Source organism: Klebsiella sp. G-Nf4 (assembly GCF_002810615.1).
Classification (GTDB): Bacteria; Pseudomonadota; Gammaproteobacteria; order Enterobacterales; family Enterobacteriaceae; genus Klebsiella; species Klebsiella variicola.
On record NZ_PION01000003.1, the window covers coordinates 329,242 to 346,948 of the forward strand.

At 59.2% G+C, this 17,707-nt stretch carries 19 protein-coding genes and 1 pseudogene; 8 read left to right on the top strand and 12 right to left on the bottom strand.

Annotated elements, in window-relative coordinates; translation table 11 throughout:
• Positions 1-34: 34 nt before the first annotated feature.
• Entirely contained in the window at positions 35-949 is a 915-nt protein-coding gene (locus tag CWM57_RS09845; protein WP_100675338.1) for a LysR substrate-binding domain-containing protein, read from the top strand.
• Positions 950-954: 5 nt separating this feature from the next.
• Here CWM57_RS09845 and CWM57_RS09850 read toward each other — a convergent pair whose 3' ends face one another.
• Positions 955-1,290 (bottom strand): DUF1869 domain-containing protein, encoded by a 336-nt coding sequence (locus CWM57_RS09850; protein WP_074385354.1) that lies wholly within the window; start codon positions 1,288-1,290, stop codon positions 955-957.
• A gap of 6 nt (positions 1,291-1,296) precedes the next feature.
• Positions 1,297-1,629, bottom strand: a complete 333-nt coding sequence (locus tag CWM57_RS09855) for a DUF1971 domain-containing protein (protein ID WP_061153971.1) — start codon at positions 1,627-1,629, stop codon at positions 1,297-1,299.
• Positions 1,630-1,726: 97 nt separating this feature from the next.
• Between CWM57_RS09855 and CWM57_RS28030 the strand changes: the two are divergent.
• Positions 1,727-1,855: pseudogene (locus CWM57_RS28030) on the top strand (hypothetical protein).
• Here the strand turns inward: CWM57_RS28030 and CWM57_RS09860 are convergent.
• A complete protein-coding gene (locus CWM57_RS09860) occupies positions 1,852-3,762 on the bottom strand; it encodes a putative bifunctional diguanylate cyclase/phosphodiesterase (RefSeq protein WP_012967625.1) in 1,911 nt (636 codons plus the stop codon). The pseudogene CWM57_RS28030 and the gene CWM57_RS09860 sit on opposite strands and share 4 nt — an antisense overlap.
• A gap of 10 nt (positions 3,763-3,772) precedes the next feature.
• Entirely contained in the window at positions 3,773-4,270 is a 498-nt protein-coding gene (locus CWM57_RS09865; protein WP_100675337.1) for a molybdopterin-dependent oxidoreductase, read from the bottom strand.
• 306 nt (positions 4,271-4,576) lie between these two features.
• Here CWM57_RS09865 and shiA point away from each other — a divergent pair, with 306 nt between their 5' ends.
• The gene (gene shiA / locus CWM57_RS09875) at positions 4,577-5,896 is read left to right on the top strand and encodes a shikimate transporter (protein WP_100630811.1); all 1,320 of its coding nucleotides are present in this window, start codon (positions 4,577-4,579) and stop codon (positions 5,894-5,896) included.
• 46 nt (positions 5,897-5,942) lie between these two features.
• On the top strand, positions 5,943-6,683 hold the full coding sequence (locus CWM57_RS09880; protein WP_074385352.1) for a lipoyl protein ligase domain-containing protein: 741 nt from the start codon (positions 5,943-5,945) through the stop codon (positions 6,681-6,683).
• On the opposite strand, the gene CWM57_RS09885 is transcribed toward CWM57_RS09880, so the two are convergent.
• Entirely contained in the window at positions 6,643-7,599 is a 957-nt protein-coding gene (locus tag CWM57_RS09885; protein ID WP_100675336.1) for a LysR family transcriptional regulator, read from the bottom strand. The genes CWM57_RS09880 and CWM57_RS09885 overlap by 41 nt on opposite strands.
• A gap of 115 nt (positions 7,600-7,714) precedes the next feature.
• Here CWM57_RS09885 and CWM57_RS09890 point away from each other — a divergent pair, with 115 nt between their 5' ends.
• Positions 7,715-8,104, top strand: coding sequence for a tautomerase family protein (locus CWM57_RS09890; RefSeq protein ID WP_008804146.1), 390 nt, complete (start codon positions 7,715-7,717; stop codon positions 8,102-8,104).
• 22 nt (positions 8,105-8,126) lie between these two features.
• Here CWM57_RS09890 and CWM57_RS09895 read toward each other — a convergent pair whose 3' ends face one another.
• Positions 8,127-8,858, bottom strand: a complete 732-nt coding sequence (locus CWM57_RS09895) for an HPP family protein (RefSeq protein WP_061153966.1) — start codon at positions 8,856-8,858, stop codon at positions 8,127-8,129.
• 195 nt (positions 8,859-9,053) lie between these two features.
• Between CWM57_RS09895 and CWM57_RS09900 the strand changes: the two genes are divergently transcribed.
• The gene (locus CWM57_RS09900; protein ID WP_074385350.1) at positions 9,054-10,163 is read left to right on the top strand and encodes an adenosylhomocysteinase; all 1,110 of its coding nucleotides are present in this window, start codon (positions 9,054-9,056) and stop codon (positions 10,161-10,163) included.
• A gap of 45 nt (positions 10,164-10,208) precedes the next feature.
• Here CWM57_RS09900 and cobT read toward each other — a convergent pair whose 3' ends face one another.
• The 6 genes from cobT to dacD form a co-directional block, all read right to left on the bottom strand.
• A complete protein-coding gene (gene cobT, locus CWM57_RS09905) occupies positions 10,209-11,276 on the bottom strand; it encodes a nicotinate-nucleotide--dimethylbenzimidazole phosphoribosyltransferase (protein ID WP_100675335.1) in 1,068 nt (355 codons plus the stop codon).
• A 27-nt stretch (positions 11,277-11,303) separates the two neighbouring features.
• The gene (gene cobS / locus CWM57_RS09910) at positions 11,304-12,044 is read right to left on the bottom strand and encodes an adenosylcobinamide-GDP ribazoletransferase (protein ID WP_008804142.1); all 741 of its coding nucleotides are present in this window, start codon (positions 12,042-12,044) and stop codon (positions 11,304-11,306) included.
• A 312-nt stretch (positions 12,045-12,356) separates the two neighbouring features.
• Positions 12,357-12,680, bottom strand: a complete 324-nt coding sequence (locus tag CWM57_RS09915) for a DUF496 family protein (protein ID WP_002911883.1) — start codon at positions 12,678-12,680, stop codon at positions 12,357-12,359.
• 167 nt (positions 12,681-12,847) lie between these two features.
• Positions 12,848-13,906, bottom strand: coding sequence for an FUSC family protein (locus tag CWM57_RS09920; RefSeq protein WP_100630813.1), 1,059 nt, complete (start codon positions 13,904-13,906; stop codon positions 12,848-12,850).
• A 98-nt stretch (positions 13,907-14,004) separates the two neighbouring features.
• Positions 14,005-14,478, bottom strand: coding sequence for a DNA gyrase inhibitor SbmC (sbmC, locus tag CWM57_RS09925; RefSeq protein ID WP_074385348.1), 474 nt, complete (start codon positions 14,476-14,478; stop codon positions 14,005-14,007).
• 177 nt (positions 14,479-14,655) lie between these two features.
• Positions 14,656-15,819 carry a serine-type D-Ala-D-Ala carboxypeptidase DacD gene (gene dacD, locus CWM57_RS09930; RefSeq protein WP_016161444.1) on the bottom strand — a complete coding sequence of 388 codons (1,164 nt, stop codon included), beginning with the start codon at positions 15,817-15,819 and terminating at the stop codon, positions 14,656-14,658.
• A gap of 180 nt (positions 15,820-15,999) precedes the next feature.
• Here dacD and sbcB point away from each other — a divergent pair, with 180 nt between their 5' ends.
• Positions 16,000-17,424 (top strand): exodeoxyribonuclease I, encoded by a 1,425-nt coding sequence (gene sbcB / locus CWM57_RS09935; RefSeq protein ID WP_100675334.1) that lies wholly within the window; start codon positions 16,000-16,002, stop codon positions 17,422-17,424.
• Positions 17,425-17,553: a hypothetical protein gene (locus CWM57_RS28315; RefSeq protein WP_254914408.1), complete on the top strand. Its 129-nt coding sequence runs from the start codon at positions 17,425-17,427 to the stop codon at positions 17,551-17,553.
• Positions 17,554-17,707: the final 154 nt, after the last annotated feature.

Genomic DNA, 17,707 nt, shown 5'->3' on the forward strand with positions numbered 1-17,707 from the left:
ATAGTTTTCAGCTATAGATGAGAAAAACTCAGCCATGAGAACACCCCGTCTACCGCCGCTGGGGGCGCTGCGCGCCTTTCATGCCGTCGCCCGCCACCGCAGTTTTAAACAGGCCGCCGAGGCGCTCGGCGTCAGCGCGACGGCGGTCAGCCATCAGATTAAACTGCTGGAGTCGGTGCTGGCGTGCCGGGTGTGCGAACGCAGCGCGCAGGGCGTTAGCCTGACTGCCGATGGCGAGATCCTCTACGCCGCCACGCAGCGCGCCTTTAGCGCCCTGGAGCAAGCCGTCGTCCAGATCGCTCATGCCCGTCAGCCGCCATCCTTAACTGTCACCACCACCTCCAATTTTCTCACCCACTGGCTGGTGCCACGGCTGGCGGACTTTACCGCTCGCTTTCCGGCTATCGACCTGCGTCTGCACACCAGCGTCGAACGGGTGGATCTGCAACTGGGTACCGTGGACGCCGCGATTCGCTATCGTGAAACGCCGGAGCCGGACCTGTGCTGCACGCTGCTGTATGAAGATCGTTTTATCGTGGTCGCCAGCCCGTCGCTGGGCCTCGCCCGGCATGAAGATCTGCAGCGGGTGACGTTGTTTCACGTCGCCAACCGCCGCGTGCCGGCCGACTCGCCAAACTGGGAGAACTGGCGCCGCCGCTATGGGCCGTCGACGCTGAATATTGATGCGGGGTTAACCTTTAGCGATGAGACCCATGCCCTGCAGGCGGCGGTGGCCGGCCAGGGGGTGGTGATCGCCAGCGAACTGCTGGCGCGGGATCTGCTGCAGCGCGGGGTGTTGTCCGCGCCGTTTAGCTGTGCATTACCGGGCGCCTGCTACTACCTGGTCACCACCGAGGCAGCGGCGCAGCGCGCGGATATTATCGCTCTGCGGGAGTGGCTGGTCGGCCAGATGGTATTAGGTGACGGTCGCCATCCGGAGGAAGAGTAGCGGGCTTACCAGCCGCAAACGTTGGTCTCTTCATCGGACTCGTAGCCGCGAACGATATTGATCAGATCCTTCACCGCATCAGCGGCGGTGAGCGGGTCGCGCAGCGCCGCCAGCGAGGAAAAGGTTTTATCAACCGAGACGCCGTTATTATTATTGGTGACGGTTAACACCCACTCCCCTTCTTCGTTACCACCCGGCAGATCATTCAGTAGACTATTTACCGCCTCCACCGCGTGCTGCGGAATATAAAGCGCCATCGGTTTGAGATATATTTTTTCACGTTTTTCGTGAAGCTGGCCGTTCTCTACCGCCAAGGCATAGCCTTTATTTTCACTGTTCATCTCTGGTTATCCCTCGATGAGAATTTTCGGATCAACGTAAAAGTCGACATTAAAAACCGTGTCCTCGCTGAGCGCCTCAATACAGTGCCATTTCTCCGGCGGAAAAACGCCAAACTGCCCGGCTTCAATGGTCAGGGTTTCAACAGGATCAGGGCTGGTTTCATCGGCATAGCCGAGATAGCGGATCGCCCCCTGCATCACCGAGAGACGAGGATAGACGCCCTGCCGGGTGCCAGCATCCAGATGGCGACGCCAGATAGAGGCCGGGGCGGTCTCTTTGGTCCACAGCGGCGTGCTGCGGGTGTGAACGTAATGGGTGGGAATAATGATTCGCTGCATGATTGTGCCTCACTTTACCGTCTCAAATCCGACGGTCAGAAATAGCCTATATGATGCATATCATATACCCCTTTTAAACGCTAAGGATATTATTTTATTGCTGATTTTACCGTCTACTCCTTTTTATACCTCTCAGGGATTAGCGACGCGGTAAAATAAAAAAGGCGATTTCAGGATCCTGAAATCGCCCGGGAGAATAAAAATAAACGCGTTAAAAATTTGTTAGCGCAGCGGACTCGGCTTGCCGATTAAATACCCCTGGACCAGGTCGCACCCCAGCGCCTGCAGCGAGGTCAACTGCTCTTCGGTTTCCACGCCTTCCGCCACAATACGCATATGCAGACTCTTTCCCATACTGATAATCAGGCGAACGATATCCAAATCGTCTTTTTGCTCCGGAATATTGATAACAAACGAGCGGTCAATTTTGATTTTATCGAACGGGAAGTAGCTTAAACGCGACAGAGAAGAATAGCCGGTACCAAAGTCATCAATGGAAATCTGAATGCCCTGCTCGCGCAGCTGGCTGAGAATTTCCAGCGAACGGGTATTCTCATTGAACACGTCCGACTCGGTGATCTCCAGATCCAGGCGTCGCGGATCGAGGCCGGTCTGCTGCAGCACGCCGATAATGGTATCGGTCAACGACGTGTTCATCAGTTGAATCGGCGAAACGTTGACCGAGACTTTTAGCGGCGTCGCCCAACTGGCCGCTTCGGCGCAGGCGGTTTTCAGCACCCACTCGCCGAGGGTATTGATCAGGCCGATTTTCTCCGCGACGGGAATAAACACCGTCGGCGGCACAGCGCCGCGCACGGGATGGAACCAGCGAACCAGCGCTTCATAGCCGTAGATTTCACGCGTGACGGTGTCGGCGATCGGCTGGTAGTAGACTTTAAATTCGTCATGGGCCAGCGCCTGCAGCAGGTCATCTTCGAACGATTTATTCTCCTGCAGGCGCTGCAGCATGCCCGGCCGGAAAATTTGCACATGACCGCTACCCTCTTTTTTTGCCTCGTACAGCGCAAGGTCGGCACACTTGTACAGATAATCGGTCCGGCTTTCGCCGTCAGAGATAACGATCCCGATGCAGGCGTCGATATTAATCTGCGCATCGTAGATCTGATAGGGCTGGCTGATCTTCTCCCGGATAACATTGGCGCGCTCGAGAGCCATCTCTTCTGTCAGATCGTAAGAGAGCATCGCGAACTCATCGCCGCCAAGGCGATACAGCGTCTCGGAGGTTTTGCGGAAAAAAGAGAGACGGCTGGCCAGATCCTGCAGCAGCTTATCGCCAGCATCATGGCCGAGGGTATCGTTCACATCCTTAAAGCTGTCGAGGTCGAACAGCATCACCACCGCGCAACCCTGATAGGGACGCACCTGGTTGACAATCTCCTGCAGCCGCTGCCAGAAAGAGAGACGATTCGGCATACCGGTCAGCGAATCATGGTAGGCATCGTACTGCAGTCGGCGGTTCTGCACCTGCAGCTTCTCTTTCGAGGCCTGCAGATCGTTGGCCAGCGTCTTCATGCGCACATGGGCGCGACGCAGGTTATTATTCTGCCGGAGCATCAGCAGACCGAGAGTAATACACATGGCGATCAGCAGAATGGAGATCACCGAATAGATATAATAAAGATGCTGGATTTTATCATGCGTGATATTAACAATATTAATATCTTGCGTCAGGGTGGCGGCGGCCATTGAGGTCAGGGGGCCATCCAGTTCACTCAACACCGGCAGGATCTGTTTGACCTGCTCCGGCGTCATGGTATCAACTTGTTTATCAAGCAGATGAAGATTACGAATCAGCGTCGCGACCACCGTCTTCCGCTGTTCGCTTTTATTAATAAATTTACCCAGATCGCCCTGCTGCAGGAGTTCGATCTGGCTCATCATGATCTCCAGGCGCAGGCGCACCTCATCGTGGTCCGCCCCTTCGGCCCCGATCGCCATTCCCGCCAGACGAGACTCCAGTCGCATATATTCCGACACCATCTGCGACATTGACCACGAGTCTGTATAGCGGGTAAATTTTTGCAACTCACTCTGTCGCTCATGCACCAGATAAGTAATATATCCGGTAACAATAAATAACGACAAAATAATAGCCGTGAGTATTCGATTCAAGATCCAACCCTTACTCTATAATAATCTTAGAAACTTGCCAGGCCGATCGGGAATAATAGATCTGGTTTTGTAATTCAGCGCTGCTGTCGTAAGGGTAGACGATAAATAATGGACCTTTATCGCGAACACGCATATATTCGCCGTTCATTTTTAACGCCATAATGACCGGGAATTTATAAAAATCATCAATCGGAATAATGGTGGTGTAGTCGTTAAGCGCCAACACGCGGGCGGATTTGCCCTTAGCACCGACTAAATCCATGAGTTTATTAAGGGGAATGCCCTCAAAACTAACCTTACCGGTGTACCAGGGTGTGGTGGTTTCCACCGTCTTCATCCCCAGTTTTTCCAGCGCCGCGAGGTCAAAAACGGCCTTGTCACCGACGTTCGTATTCCCGATTTTTCCGGAAATGGTCAGTACAGGTTTTCCTGTCGGCGCAGGCAGTTTTTCAGCATAAGCAGAAGGCAACATGACAGAACAAAATAACACTGCAAGAAGTAGACGCATTTAACTCACCATTCCAGAGAAGGAGACATGTTAAGTGTAAACCATTTACGTCAATTCTTAAAAGGTGTCCCTCTTTGTTATCCGTTGATTTAATTAAAAGTATAAGCTGGCTGGCAAATTGCCAGAATGTTTAGTACAGGGTGTGATTTAGCCCGCCTTTCTCGTCGCTTCTTTTTTGCACCATCTCCCCGCTTAGCAGGCAAACTACTTTCCTCCAGGGCCGCTGCGCGGTAGTCTCAGAGCAGACGCAATAGTAAAAGCGTCTCATTCCAATAACGACAAATTACGTGACTGACAGGACAGGGTATGGATTCAACAATAAGCGTGCAGCCCGTCGAGGCGCCAGATTCATTGCTTCGCGCCCGGCGGGCGGCATGGGGCAGTTTTGCCGGCGCGGTGGTCGACTGGTACGATTTTCTTCTCTACGGCATTACCGCCGCGCTGGTGTTCAACCGCGAATTTTTCCCGCAGATCGGCCCGGCGATGGGGACACTTGCCGCCTTTGCCACTTTCGGTGTCGGGTTTCTTTTTCGCCCGCTCGGCGGGATTATCTTTGGCCACTTTGGCGACCGCCTCGGGCGCAAACGGATGCTGATGATGACCGTCTGGATGATGGGTATCGCCACCGCCTGCATCGGCCTGCTCCCCTCGTTCAGCCAGATCGGCTGGTGGGCGCCGGCGCTGCTGGTGTTCCTGCGGGCGGTTCAGGGGTTTGCCGTCGGCGGGGAATGGGGCGGCGCGGCACTGCTTTCGGTGGAGAACGCCCCGAAGGGAAAAAAAGCCTTTTACAGCAGTGGGGTGCAGGTGGGCTACGGCGTCGGCCTGCTGCTCTCGACCGGGCTGGTCTCGCTGATCAGCAGCCTGACCACTGACGAGCAGTTCCTCAGCTGGGGCTGGCGCTTACCGTTCCTGTTCAGCGTGGTGCTGGTCCTTATTGCGCTATGGATCCGTAACGGCATGGCGGAATCGCAGGAATTTGAAGCACAGCAGAGCCAGGCCAACCTTCAGCCAGAGAAGAAGCGATTACCGGTGGTGGAAGCGCTGCTCCGCCATCCGGGGGCGTTTTTATTGATTATTGCGCTGCGGCTGTGCGAGCTGCTGACGATGTATATCGTCACCGCCTTCGCCCTCAGTTACTCCACGCAAAACCTCGGTCTGCCGCGCGAACTGTTTCTCAACATCGGCCTGCTGGTGGGCGGGCTTAGCTGCCTGACTATCCCCTGCTTCGCCTGGCTGGCTGACCGCTATGGCCGTCGGCGGATCTATATCACCGGGGCGCTGATCGGTACCCTGAGCGGGTTTCCTTTCTTTATGGCGATGGAGAGTCAGTCCGTCTTCTGGATCCTGTTCTTCGCCCTGATGCTGGCCAATATCGCCCATGATATGGTGGTCTGCGTCCAGCAGCCGATGTTTACCGAGCTGTTCGGCGCCAGCTATCGCTATAGCGGCGCCGGCGTCGGCTACCAGGTGGCGAGCGTGGTCGGCGGCGGCTTTACGCCGTTTATCGCCGCGGCGCTGGTCACCTTCTCCGGCGGTTCATGGCACAGCGTGGCCCTCTATCTGACCGCGGGATGCCTGCTGTCGGCGCTCACCGCCCTGCTGATGAAAAAACAGACCGTCCACTGACCCACCTGCGGGGGGCGTGACCCGCGCCCTCCGGTAAGGAGAATGCATGTCTCTGTTGTCCCTGGCCGACTGCTGGCCTCGCCGTTTTACCCCCTCCTCGCTGGCGCTGCAGTTTTGCGAGGACCCCACCCAGGCGGAACAGCCGCTGTTTGCCAAAGCCAGCGCCGGAGAGGCCGTCGCCCAACTCTGGCAGGCGCCGCAGGGATTTGTTGTGCCCGGGAGCTATCGTCAGTTTGCGGACCTGCCGGCGGTCAGCGCGCATTTTGCCGCGCGCGGCTGGCCGGTATGGCTTCGCCGCTCCGGGGGCGGTCTGGTGCCTCAGGGGCCGGGCATTATCAACCTGAGTCTCGCCTGGCCGGTGCAGCAGTCGCTCGGCGAGGCCGCCGAACCCATCTACCTCTCGCTGTGCACGGTGCTGCAGCGTACCCTGGCGCGCTTCGGCGTTGCCAGCCACGCCCGGGCGGTAAACGGTTCCTTTTGCGATGGCAGGTATAACCTCGCCTGCGGGGAGGGCGAGGAGGCGCGCAAGATTGTTGGCACCGCCCAGTACTGGCGGCCGCTGGCGGCAGGCCGCGGCCACGTGGTGCTGGCCCATGCGGTGATCCTTATTGACGCTGACCTTACCGCGGCGCATCAGGCGGCGAACGCCTTTGAAGCGCAGCTCGGCAGCGAGCGGGTCTATTGCGCCGACAAAACCGTCACCCTCGCGCAGCGCCTTCCCGGCGAGCGCCATCTGCTGCCCCGCTTTAGCGAGGCGCTGGCGCGAGAGCTGGACGCGGCTCGCTGAAGGTCGCTTTCAGGTAGCGGCTGAAGGTTTCCACCGCGCGCGACACGCGCGGAGTATAGGGCCGGATGACATACAGCCGATCGGCGAACACCTCCACCGGCTGCCACGCCGGCAGCAGTTCCTGCACCAGCCCGCGGCCAATGGCCTCCCGGGCGCTGAAATCCGGCAGCAGTGCCACTCCAAGCCCCGCCAGCACGGCATCGCGTAGCGACTCGCTGTTATTCGTGGCGAAGGGCCCCTGCACGTTGATGGTCACCCGTTCATCGGGCGTCTGGCGGGAGGCGAACGTCCACTGCGGACGCTGTGGCCCACGGGGATAGGTCAGGCACTGGTGGTGGCGCAGATCGTCGGGGGTCTCCGGGCGGCCATGGCGGCGAATATAGTCAGCGGACGCGACGATCAGCGTCGCGGTGTGACACAGCGGCCAGGCGACGTGGGTGTCCGGGAGCGCCTCGCGCCGACAGTGGCGGATGGCGAGGTCGAACCCTTCGCTGGCCAGAGAGACCAGCCGGTCGGTCACCTCAAGCTGCAAATGCAGCTGGGGATGCTGATGCAAAAACGGCGCAATCGCCGGGACCAGCTGCTGGCGGGAAAAGGCCACCGGCGCGGTCAGGCGCAGCGTTCCCCGCAGCGGCCCGCCCTCATCGCAGGCGCCGGTGAAAATTTCCCGCAACTGACCAAACGGCTCGTTGAGCTCCGCCACCAGCCGCAGTCCGTCGTCGCTGAGGCTGACGCTGCGGGTGGTGCGACGGACCAGGGTTTTCCCGGTCACCCGCTCCAGCTCGCTGATTTTCTGGCTGATGGCCGACTTGCTGATCCCCAGCTTTTCCGCGGCCCGGGTATAGCTTTTTTGCTCTTCCAGCACCGTCAGCCAGTACAGATGAGCCCAGTAACTCTCCGGACGACTCTCGCTCATGTGATTGTTCACCAGTAAAAACAATGTATTCAACTATAGCGGTTTTTGCCCGCGACGGCATCGGCTAGCATCCTGTTCAGCCCGTCATTATTCCCTAACGATAAGGAACACCTGCATGCCATTACTGACATTTGACCTGATTGAAGGCCGTACGGAACAGGAGATCAGAACCCTGCTGGATGCCGCCCATCGCGCCGTGCTGCGCGCCTTCGAGGTACCGGAACGCGACCGCTACCAGATTGTTCACGAAAACAAAGCCCACCATATGGTGATTGACGATACCGGCCTCGGACTGACCCGCACGCGGGATCTGGTGGTGGTGCGGGTCTATACCAGCCCGCGCAGCGAGGCGCAGAAGCAGCGCTTCTTCGCTCTATTGCAGGAGGAGCTGGCGGAGCACTGCGGTCTGAGCGGCGATGATGTGATGGTGTCGATTATCAGTAATCAGAAAGGTGACTGGAGCTTTGGCCGCGGGGTCGCGCAGTATCTTACCGGCGATCTTTAACCCGCCGCCCGAAGAGCGCCCTTTAGCGGCGGGCTGCCGTCGCGATGCGCTGGCGCGCCTGCTGCTCAATATTCTCCAGCAGTTCCTGGACATCATCTTCATCAATATCGAGGAACTGGCCTTCCAGCAGCGCGGCGTGAATATCCTCCCGGGTGACCGAGATGCCCAGCGGCACCGCCCGGGGCTTGACCTCCTCCGCCGCCAGCGGATGGGGGTAGCGGCGGCCAACCAGGTTATTAAACACGATGGCCAGCAGCGCCAGCATCAGCGAGTTGAGCAGCACCGGCGTCAGCACAAAGTGATAGCCTTCGCTGTGCACCCCGGCGCCGCCGAGGATCGCCGTCAGGGCCACCGCGCCGCCGGGGGGATGCAGACAGCGCAGAAAATACATCCCGGCGATCGCCAGCGCGGCCGCCAGCCCGCAGGCCAGCGCCGGATGGGGAACCAGCATGCCCACCGTGACGCCGATCAGCGCCGACAGCACATTACCGCCGACAATCGACCATGGCTGCGCCAGCGGGCTGCTCGGCACGCCAAATAACAGCACCGCCGACGCGCCCATGGGGGCAATAAACCACAAATTGACTTCGCCGAGCAGCCAGTGGCTGAACATGCTGGTTACTGCCAGCCCGGTGCCGGCGCCAATGGATCCCAGCACGATATGCCGGCGGGCCACCGGTAGCGCGTGCGGCTTCAGGCGCCCAAGGAAAATCCGCAGCCGTGAAAACAGCCCCGCAGAAATGACACTCAACATCGCTTTATCGCTTAGGTCATAGGAATTACTTATATTTTCTTTTTTTAACCTTACATTAACAACCCTGTATTTCACAGGGGGATAGCGTGGGCAATCTCGTCCAGAGGGCACAGGGCTGTGAATTCTCGCGTGGACTGATAGAATCCCTTTTCTGTCAGGGGGATACCCCTTTTGCGAACTGAAGGTCATAACCCAGTGAATAATAAAATCTCTTTAGCGAAAGAAGTGGCATGGGCCAGCCAGAATATGCCGCGTACCCTGCGTCAGGTCGCCGCCCTGCCCGACCTCAGCGGCGTGCGCCTGGCCTGCTGTATGCACCTCGACATGAAAATGATCCCGCTGGTGCAGGGGATCCTCGACAAGGGCGCTCAGGTCTTTTTAACCACCTGTAACCCCACCACCGTGCAGGACGACGTGGTGGCCTGGCTGGTGGAGCGCGGCGCCGAGGCCTGCGCGTGGCGCAATATGAGCGATGCCGACTGGCAGCAGTCATGGGAAAAAGCGATTGCCTGGCAGCCCACTCACCTGTGCGAGATGGGCGCCGATATCACCACCCTGCTCCACCAGCGCGGCGAGTTCGGTAACATCGTGGCGGGTCTGGAAGCCACTGGCTCGGGCGTCAATCGGCTGGGCGATATTCAGCCAGGCTATCCGATCTTTAACTGGGACGATCTGCCGGTCAAAGAGGGGCTGCACAACCGCCATATGGTCGGTCTCACCGCCTGGCACACCTTCTTCCAGACCACTCATCTCACCCTGCATGAGAAAAAAGTGCTGGTGATCGGCTACGGCCTGGTCGGCCAGGGCGTCGCGGCGGCGGCAAAAGCCTTTGGCGGTCAGGTGATGGTGGCGGAGATCGATCCTGCCCGTCGTCTGCAGGCGGCCTACGACGGCTGGCACGTGGTGGATTTGCAGGAGGCTATCGCCTCAGCGGATGTGGTGGCCACGGCGACAGGCGGGAAAAACGTGGTTAATCGCCAGGCGCTGGACCGCGCGAAAGCGGGAGTCTTTATCCTTAACGTCGGCCACGTGGCGGAAGAGATCGACGGCGAGTACCTGCGCCAGTACCCTCAGGAAGAGGTGATGCCGTATATCAACGCCTACCGCATGGCCGACAAAACCCTCTATCTGCTGGCCAATGGTTCGATGCTCAACCTGACAGCGGGCTTCGGCGACAGCCTGAACGCTTTTGACGTCACCCTGGCGGTGATGGCCAGCGGCATCCGCCATATTGTCACCGACGGCATGCGCGCCCCGGCGCAGGTTTACCTCCTGCCCCAGGCGGTCTGGCAGCAGGCGCTGTAAACGCAGCGCATCGTCCCCCCATCGTGGGGACGATGCGCTTTATCATCAGGACGAGGGCGCGGTATCGGGCAGTACAATGTTGCTCTGCGCCAGCGTTCCCATCTGGTTGTACATCACGCTGGCGGCATCCAGCAGGTGCATGGCCAGCGCGGCGCCGCTGCCCTCTCCCAGGCGCATGTCCATATCGAGGTAGGGCCGCAGACCCAGCGCGTCCAGAGCGATCTGCGCCCCTTTCTCCGCCGACAAATGCGAAGGGACAAGATAAGGATGCGCCGCCGGGGACAGGCGACACGCCGCCAGGGCAGAGGCATAGGAGAGGAATCCATCCAGCACCACCGGCAGACCACAGGAGGCCGCCCCGAGGATCACCCCGGTCATGCCCACCAGATCGTAACCGCCCACCTTCGCCAGGACATCCAGCCCCTCCTCCGGGTTCGGCTGGTTAAAGGCTATCGCCTGGCGCACCACCGCCACCTTATGGCCCCGCTGCGCCAGCGGCAGATTGGCCCCACAGCCCACCACTGCGTCAGGATCGCTGCCCGTCAGGACACTGATCACCGCTGCGGCCGGGGTGGTATTGGCCATTCCCAGTTCGCCGACGCCAAAAACTTTCACCCCGTCGGCGGCGAGCTGGCGGGTGAGATGCATGCTGGCCAGCAGCACCGTCTCCGCCTGCTGGCGACTCATCGCCGCCGTCCGGGCGATATTCCCGCTACCGCGGGCCACCTTGAGGTTAATCAGGCCCGGCAGCGGGTCGGCATCGATGCCGACATCCACCACCTGCACCCTGGCCCCGGCCTGCGCCGCCAGCACGCAGACGCCGGTGTTGCCCCGCACCATATTGCCGGCATGAATGGCCGTCACCACCTGCGGCGAAGGCGTCACGCCTTCATGCCAGACGCCATGGTCGGCGCACATGACCACTATCGCCTTCTCCGCCAGCGCCAGCTGCCCCTGCAGCCCCGGCAGACCAGCCAGCTGCACGGCCAGCGTCTCCAGACGGCCAAGGCTACCGGGCGGCTTTAGCAGGCCATCAATATGCTGCTGAGCGCGCGCCATGCCCGCCACATCGGGCTGCGGAATGGCAGCCAGTAACGCAGAAAGTGTTTCCATTCTGTTCCTCACCGTTGGCGCCAGGCCTTACAGCAGCGCCAGTAAAAAGAGTAATTCACCCAGCTCAATCGCTGCCCCGAGAGTATCCCCGGTCTGCCCACCGAGGGTTCGCTTCAGCGCCCATCCCAGACCCCAGATCAGCACCAGGGTGATCAGCGCGGCGCGCAGGCCCTGCAGCCCCAGCAGGACGGTGGCCAGCGCTACCCCCATCGCCATCGTCACCAGCGTCTGCTGCAGGCTAACTTTGCCAATAAACAGATTGCCCAGCCCCTTTTCCCGCGCGTAGCGATGACGATACATCAGCAGCACCGCCATTCCGCGACCGACGGCGCAGGCCGCCGCCAGCGCGGCGATGGGGTGGGTATCGCGCAGCAGCAGCTCGCCGACCACCAGCACTTTCGCCACCAGCACGAAGATCAGCGCCAGCCCGCCGTGGGTGCCCAGCCGGCTGTCGCGCATGATCTCCAGCATCCGATCGCGGGTGCGGGCGGAGAAGATGCCGTCGCAGGTATCAGCCAGCCCGTCAAGGTGAAATCCGCCGGTGAGCAGCGCCAGCGCCAGCACGCCGAACAGCGCCGCCAGCGGGACGCCGCACCACGGCTGCAGGAGGAGCGCCACTGCGCCGGCGATGGCGCCGAGCAGTAAACCGACCAGCGGAAAGGTGACGATACTGCGCTGGTACTGTTCGATCTCCAGGCCCTGAGATAACCGCGCCGGGACCGGCAGGCGGCTGATAAACGAGAGTGCAGCAAAGAATGACTTAATCACGTGAGGTTGACTCCTGTCGGCGAAAGCAGCGGAAGAGTTCGGTCGCGCCCGGTCAGCACCTGAGTTTGTCTTCTGGCGAATCGATCGTCGGAGAGGTGAGAGGTGTTGAGATATCGCCCTGACGCCGCTGCGTCAGATGCCCGGCCAGGATGAGAGAAACCCTTCCGATATCAATACGTTTTCGCGGGGCAGTATAGCAAAGAGTCGGTGAGGAGAGTCAGTTGCCGGGACAAAGTTTTGCAGAAAAAGAGACGAATGGGGAGGTAGAGCAGAACAGCCCGGCGACGTCGATCGCCGCCGGACCGGCAGGGATTAGCCTTCGACTTTGGCTTCGCCCATCACTTTCAGTTTTTTGGAGATGTCGCGGCGCTCTTTGGACAGCTCGGCATTTTTGATGATGTAATCATCAACGCGATCTTCGTAATCGCTCTTCATGCTGGCGATGATGCCCTGGATAGCTTCCACGCTCATGCCCGGTTTGATGTAGTCGCTGAGGTTGTCCAGCAGCAGAACGCGCTTCTGGTTATCACGGATCTTTTTCTCAACGTCCTGAATTTCACGCTGCAGTTTGTTCTTACGACGGTACAGACGAACAAACTCCAGTACGTCCTGGAAAGAAGGCTTAGTTGTTTCCATTTTTACACCCCTAATAATTGAGATTCGGATTCGTAAAGCGACTGCGTTATAGGGCTAACATAACTGCTAGCAGTCGCTGATGACAATGTTTTTTCCTTTGCGTTTATCATAACCCTAAACGCTGCTGAATCGAAACAACCCATGCAGTTACCCGGTGCATCTGGTGCTTATTTGCGCAACGCGCGGCAGATCAGATGCGACAGCAGCTCCAGCTGACGCGCCAGTTCAATCGAGAGCCAAACATAGCCATGAATTGGGGTTTCCGCCAGGCTGTCGTCACCCTGCTCTTTCATCAGCTGGCGCAGTTCGAGGACGATCTCATTCAGCTTTTCATTGTTGGCGCGCACAGGCTGAGGGTTCCCTTCATACAAGGCGTGGGCGATGGCCAACAGCGTCTGCTGGGTCATCTGCTGCGTCTCCCGCAGGGTATGCGCATTGAGCATCACAAAATGACCCGGACGGGTGGCCCACCAGGCATTGATCTGCAGCTCCAGCATGCAGACGAGGTTGCGGCTGACGGTCTGGATAGCCTCGAAGATCGCCTTCTGGATGTGCGTCTCTTTGCTGGCGGGGGTGATCAGCCCGCGCATTTTGACGACGTCGTTCAGCGCCTGCTGGAGATGCTTTTCCAGCCGCGGCCGATCCACTAAATTTGGTGAGAAGCCGGCCTGGTAGAGGCGGTTAAAGTTGGTGACATAGCTGGCCATCTGGATGCGCCAGTGGATGAACGCCCGCTGCGGCCAGATACCGGTAAACAGCATCGCCAGCAGCGAGCCGAAGATCACGTCGCCGCTTCGCCACAGCGCGGTATGCATATCGCCGGGCGGCGCCCCTACCACCACCGACAGGGTAATGCCGATCAGCAGGGCCTGATAGGGTTTCTTGCCCAGCGCCAGCCAGCCGCAGAGGAACATCGCCGCCGCGCACCAGAGGACCATCAGCGGCAGAGAGATGAGCTCAAGCTTCAGCGCCACCAGCCCCAGCACCGAACCGAGGATCGTGCCGCCGATGCGCTGAAACGCCCGCGGCACGACGTTGCCCCAGAAGGAGATCGGCCCCATCACCACCACCAGGGTGATGAGAGGCCAGGTCCCCTCAGGCACGTTCAACAGCCGCACCAGCAAAAAGGTGAGCACAAAGGCCAGCGCAATCCGCACACCATGCACCACCCGATAATGGCGATACAAGCGGATCTCAAATGGCTTGAGTGATTTATCAGCGCGCACAACCCTCTCCGGCAAAACGAAAAGGCCAATTGTAACTGCTTTTTCGCCCGGAGCGTGCCGGGAATGTAAAAATCCTTGTCCGGAACAGGGGTAAACCGCTACGACGCTACGCGCTCAACGGGGACATACATGTCGATATCCCAGTAGCCATCATGGTTGCCGTCGTTGAGATAGATCTCAAAACAGGGCCTGGGGGCCACGCGATACGTCGTGCTCTGCAGCAGGCTGTCGAAAAACTGCATCCACGGGGTGGCGAAATCGTAATCCACCACCCGCGCGCGGGCGCAGGCGTAATCCCCGTCGGCAATCGCCGCCAGTATCACCCCTTCGCTGTTGGCGGGAATGACATAATCCTCATCCACGGTGACCGCCGTCGCGCAGCGCAGTTTTTCCGCCGGCACTTCCTCCGGGTTATCGTAGTACACGGCAACCCATTCGCGGGCGGGCACCTGATGGTTCTCAACCCACATCATCAGTTGCTCAAACCCCTGCTTGACCGTTTGATCCCAGGGCCCGACCAGATGGAAACCGGCAATGGTTTTCTTGCCGAGGGTGGTGACGCTGTAGTTCATCTTGCCTCCTTCGTGGATAAATGACTGTATGAATATACAGTTAATTTAGCAGGAGATCCCCCCTCAGTATGTGCGCGAATTCACAGAGTCGCCATCACCACTGCTGAAAAAACAGACACCTCGCCAGCATGAGCGACAGGCGAAAAAAAACCGCCTGCAAAGAGGCGGTTGGCGTGGTTACAGCTCGTGGTGCAGGTAATCGCTCATTCGCGAGAACACCCCGCCTTTATTGATGCTTTCCAGGGTGACCAGCGGATAGTGCCCCACCACCTTGTCGCCGTCATACAGCGAAATCTCACCAACCCGCTGGTTGGCGGCGATTGGCGCCTCAAGATCCTTCTTATCCAGCACATATTTCGCTTTAATCCGCGACACTTCCGCCTTCGGCAGCGCTAACCAGAAATCCTGATCGGTGCCGAGCTTAATCTGCTCTTTATCGCCGTACCAGATGCGTTCGGTGCCGACCTTCTGGCCTTTCTGCAGCACCTGCACGGTGTCAAAGTTCTGCTGCCCCCAGTGCAGCAGTTTCGCGGCCTGCTGCTCGCGGCCCTTCGGACTGTCCGCCCCCATCACCACGGCGATCAGCCGGCGCTGGCCATCCACCGCCGAGGCGATCAGGTTGAACCCGGCGCCCGAAGTGTGGCCCGTTTTCAGACCATCGACGTTCATGGTTTTATCCCACAGCAGACCGTTCCGGTTTTGCTGGGTGATCCCGTTCCACGTTAGGCTTTTCTGGCTGTACATATGGTAGACGTCAGGTTCGCCATGAATAATCGCCCGCGACAGCACCGCGAGGTCATAGGCCGAACTGTGCTGGCCCGGGGCGTCGAGGCCGTGGACGGTTTCGAAATGGGTGTCCCGCAGGTGCAGTTTTTCGACATACTGATTCATCAGGGCGACAAACTGCGGCTGGCCGCCGGCGACATAGTCGGCCAGCGCGACGCAGGCGTCGTTACCGGAGTCGACAATCAGCCCACGGCTGAGGTCGCGGACGCTGACGCGATCCCCAGGCTTTAAGAACATCAGGGATGACCCGTCGAACACCGGGTTGCCCTTCGCCCAGGCGTCTTTACCTACGGTGACGATGTCGTCAAAGGTGATACGATGGCTGTCGATGGCGCGATCGACCACGTAGCCGGTCATCAGTTTGGTCAGACTGGCAGGATTGCGCTGCTGATGTTCGTTACCCGCGGTCAGGACCTGACCGGTGGTGTAATCCATCAGCACCCAGGAGCCAGCCTGAATAGCCGGTGGCGCGACCGTAGCAGGGAAGTCGACGGCAAATGCGCAGGAAACGCTCGAAGCGAGCAAAGATACAGCAATAAACAAACGGCCTTTCAACGGCATATCCTCTAGATTTACAGATCCGCCGTCCTTTTTACGGAACTTCGCGTTTCATATCAGGGTTTAATTGCAAGAAAATATGACACAGCAGAGGATGTTGCTTGCCGTTACCCTTCTGATGCCCGGGCAAATCGTTTACCATACCCGTCGCACGCCACCACGGATAATGAACAGACTATGCAAGATAGCGTCAACCAGCCCGGATTTTTATTCCACGATTATGAAACCTTCGGCACCAGCCCTTCCCTCGACCGGCCGGCGCAGTTCGCCGCCATCCGCACCGACGCGGAGCTGAACGTGCTGGGCGAGCCCGAGGTGTTTTACTGCAAGCCTGCTGACGATTACCTGCCGCAGCCGCAGGCGGTGATGATCACCGGGATCACCCCGCAGGAAGCGCTGGTCAAAGGGGATAACGAGGCCGCGTTTGCCCGCCGCATCCACGATCTGTTCACAGTGCCGCAAACCTGTATCGTCGGCTATAACAACGTGCGCTTTGATGACGAAGTGACGCGGAATATCTTTTATCGCAACTTCTATGACCCTTATGCCTGGAGCTGGCAGCACGATAACTCGCGCTGGGATCTGCTCGACGTGATGCGCGCTTGCTATGCCCTGCGCCCGGAAGGGATCACCTGGCCGGAGAATGACGAGGGTTTGCCCAGCTTCCGGCTTGAACATCTGACCGTCGCCAACGGTATTGAACACCAGAACGCTCATGATGCGATGGCCGATGTGTACGCCACCATCGCCATGGCAAAGCTGGTGAAAACCCAGCAGCCGCGGCTGTTTGATTATCTTTACAGCCACCGCAATAAGCGCAAGCTGGCGACGCTCATCGACGTGCCGCAGATGAAACCGCTGGTGCATGTCTCCGGCATGTTTGGCGCCGCGCGCGGCAACACCAGCCTGGTGGCGCCCCTGGCCTGGCATCCGGAAAACCGCAATGCGGTGATTATGGTCGATCTGGCGGGCGATATGGCGCCGCTGCTGGAGCTCGATGCCGATGCCCTGCGCGAGCGGCTTTACACCCCTCGCGCCGAGCTTGGCGATCTGCAGGCGGCGCCGATTAAGCTGGTGCATCTCAATAAATGTCCGGTGCTGGCTCAGGCCAATACTCTGCGCCCGCAGGATGCCGACCGGCTGGGGATCTCTATTCAACGCTGTCTGGAGAATGCCCAGCTGCTGCGGGCGAATCCGCAGGTGCGCGAGAAAGTGGTGGCGGTCTATGCCGAAGCCGAACCGTTCGTGCCGTCCGAAAACGTCGACGCCCAGCTTTACAATGGGTTCTTTAGCGATGCCGACCGCGCGGCGATGAAAATCGTGCTGGAAACCGAACCGCGCAATCTGCCGGCGCTGGATATTACCTTCGCCGACAAGCGTATCGAACGCCTGCTGTTTAACTACCGGGCGCGCAACTTCCCCGGCACGCTCGATGAACATGAGCAGCAGCGCTGGTTAGAGCACCGTCGTCAGGTGTTTACGCCTGAGTTTTTGCAGGCCTATGCCGATGAGCTGCAGATGCTGTATCAGCAGTATGCGGATGATAAAGAGAAGCTGACGCAGCTGAAGGCGCTGTGGCAATACGCGCAGGATATTGTCTGATTGGCTGACATTCCCGGGTTGCGGCTAACGCCTTACCCGGGCTACAAACTGTATCAGCAGTATGCGGATGATAAAGAGAAGCTGGCGCAGCTGAAGGCGCTGTGGCAGTACGCACAGGATATTGTCTGATTGGCTGACATTCCCGGGTTGCGGCTAATGCCTTACCCGGGCGACAAACGATGACCGGGGAGGACGCCTGACCGTAGGCCCGCGCAAGCGCAGCGCCGCCGGGCATTGCGTCCCCAGTTCGTGCTTACCTTTTTGCCCGGTGGCGGCTTCGCCT

Coding starts and splice junctions, on each gene's coding strand:
- CWM57_RS09845 (WP_100675338.1), top strand. CDS start 35: ATGAGAACACCCCGTCTACCGCCGCTGGGGGCGCTGCGCGCCTTTCAT.
- CWM57_RS09890 (WP_008804146.1), top strand. CDS start 7,715: ATGCCATTACTGACATTTGACCTGATTGAAGGCCGTACGGAACAGGAG.
- CWM57_RS09855 (WP_061153971.1), bottom strand. CDS start 1,629: ATGCAGCGAATCATTATTCCCACCCATTACGTTCACACCCGCAGCACG.
- CWM57_RS09915 (WP_002911883.1), bottom strand. CDS start 12,680: ATGGAAACAACTAAGCCTTCTTTCCAGGACGTACTGGAGTTTGTTCGT.
- cobT (WP_100675335.1), bottom strand. CDS start 11,276: ATGGAAACACTTTCTGCGTTACTGGCTGCCATTCCGCAGCCCGATGTG.
- sbmC (WP_074385348.1), bottom strand. CDS start 14,478: ATGAACTACAGCGTCACCACCCTCGGCAAGAAAACCATTGCCGGTTTC.
- shiA (WP_100630811.1), top strand. CDS start 4,577: ATGGATTCAACAATAAGCGTGCAGCCCGTCGAGGCGCCAGATTCATTG.
- CWM57_RS09885 (WP_100675336.1), bottom strand. CDS start 7,599: ATGAGCGAGAGTCGTCCGGAGAGTTACTGGGCTCATCTGTACTGGCTG.
- sbcB (WP_100675334.1), top strand. CDS start 16,000: ATGCAAGATAGCGTCAACCAGCCCGGATTTTTATTCCACGATTATGAA.
- CWM57_RS09865 (WP_100675337.1), bottom strand. CDS start 4,270: ATGCGTCTACTTCTTGCAGTGTTATTTTGTTCTGTCATGTTGCCTTCT.
- CWM57_RS09850 (WP_074385354.1), bottom strand. CDS start 1,290: ATGAACAGTGAAAATAAAGGCTATGCCTTGGCGGTAGAGAACGGCCAG.
- CWM57_RS09880 (WP_074385352.1), top strand. CDS start 5,943: ATGTCTCTGTTGTCCCTGGCCGACTGCTGGCCTCGCCGTTTTACCCCC.
- CWM57_RS09895 (WP_061153966.1), bottom strand. CDS start 8,858: ATGTTGAGTGTCATTTCTGCGGGGCTGTTTTCACGGCTGCGGATTTTC.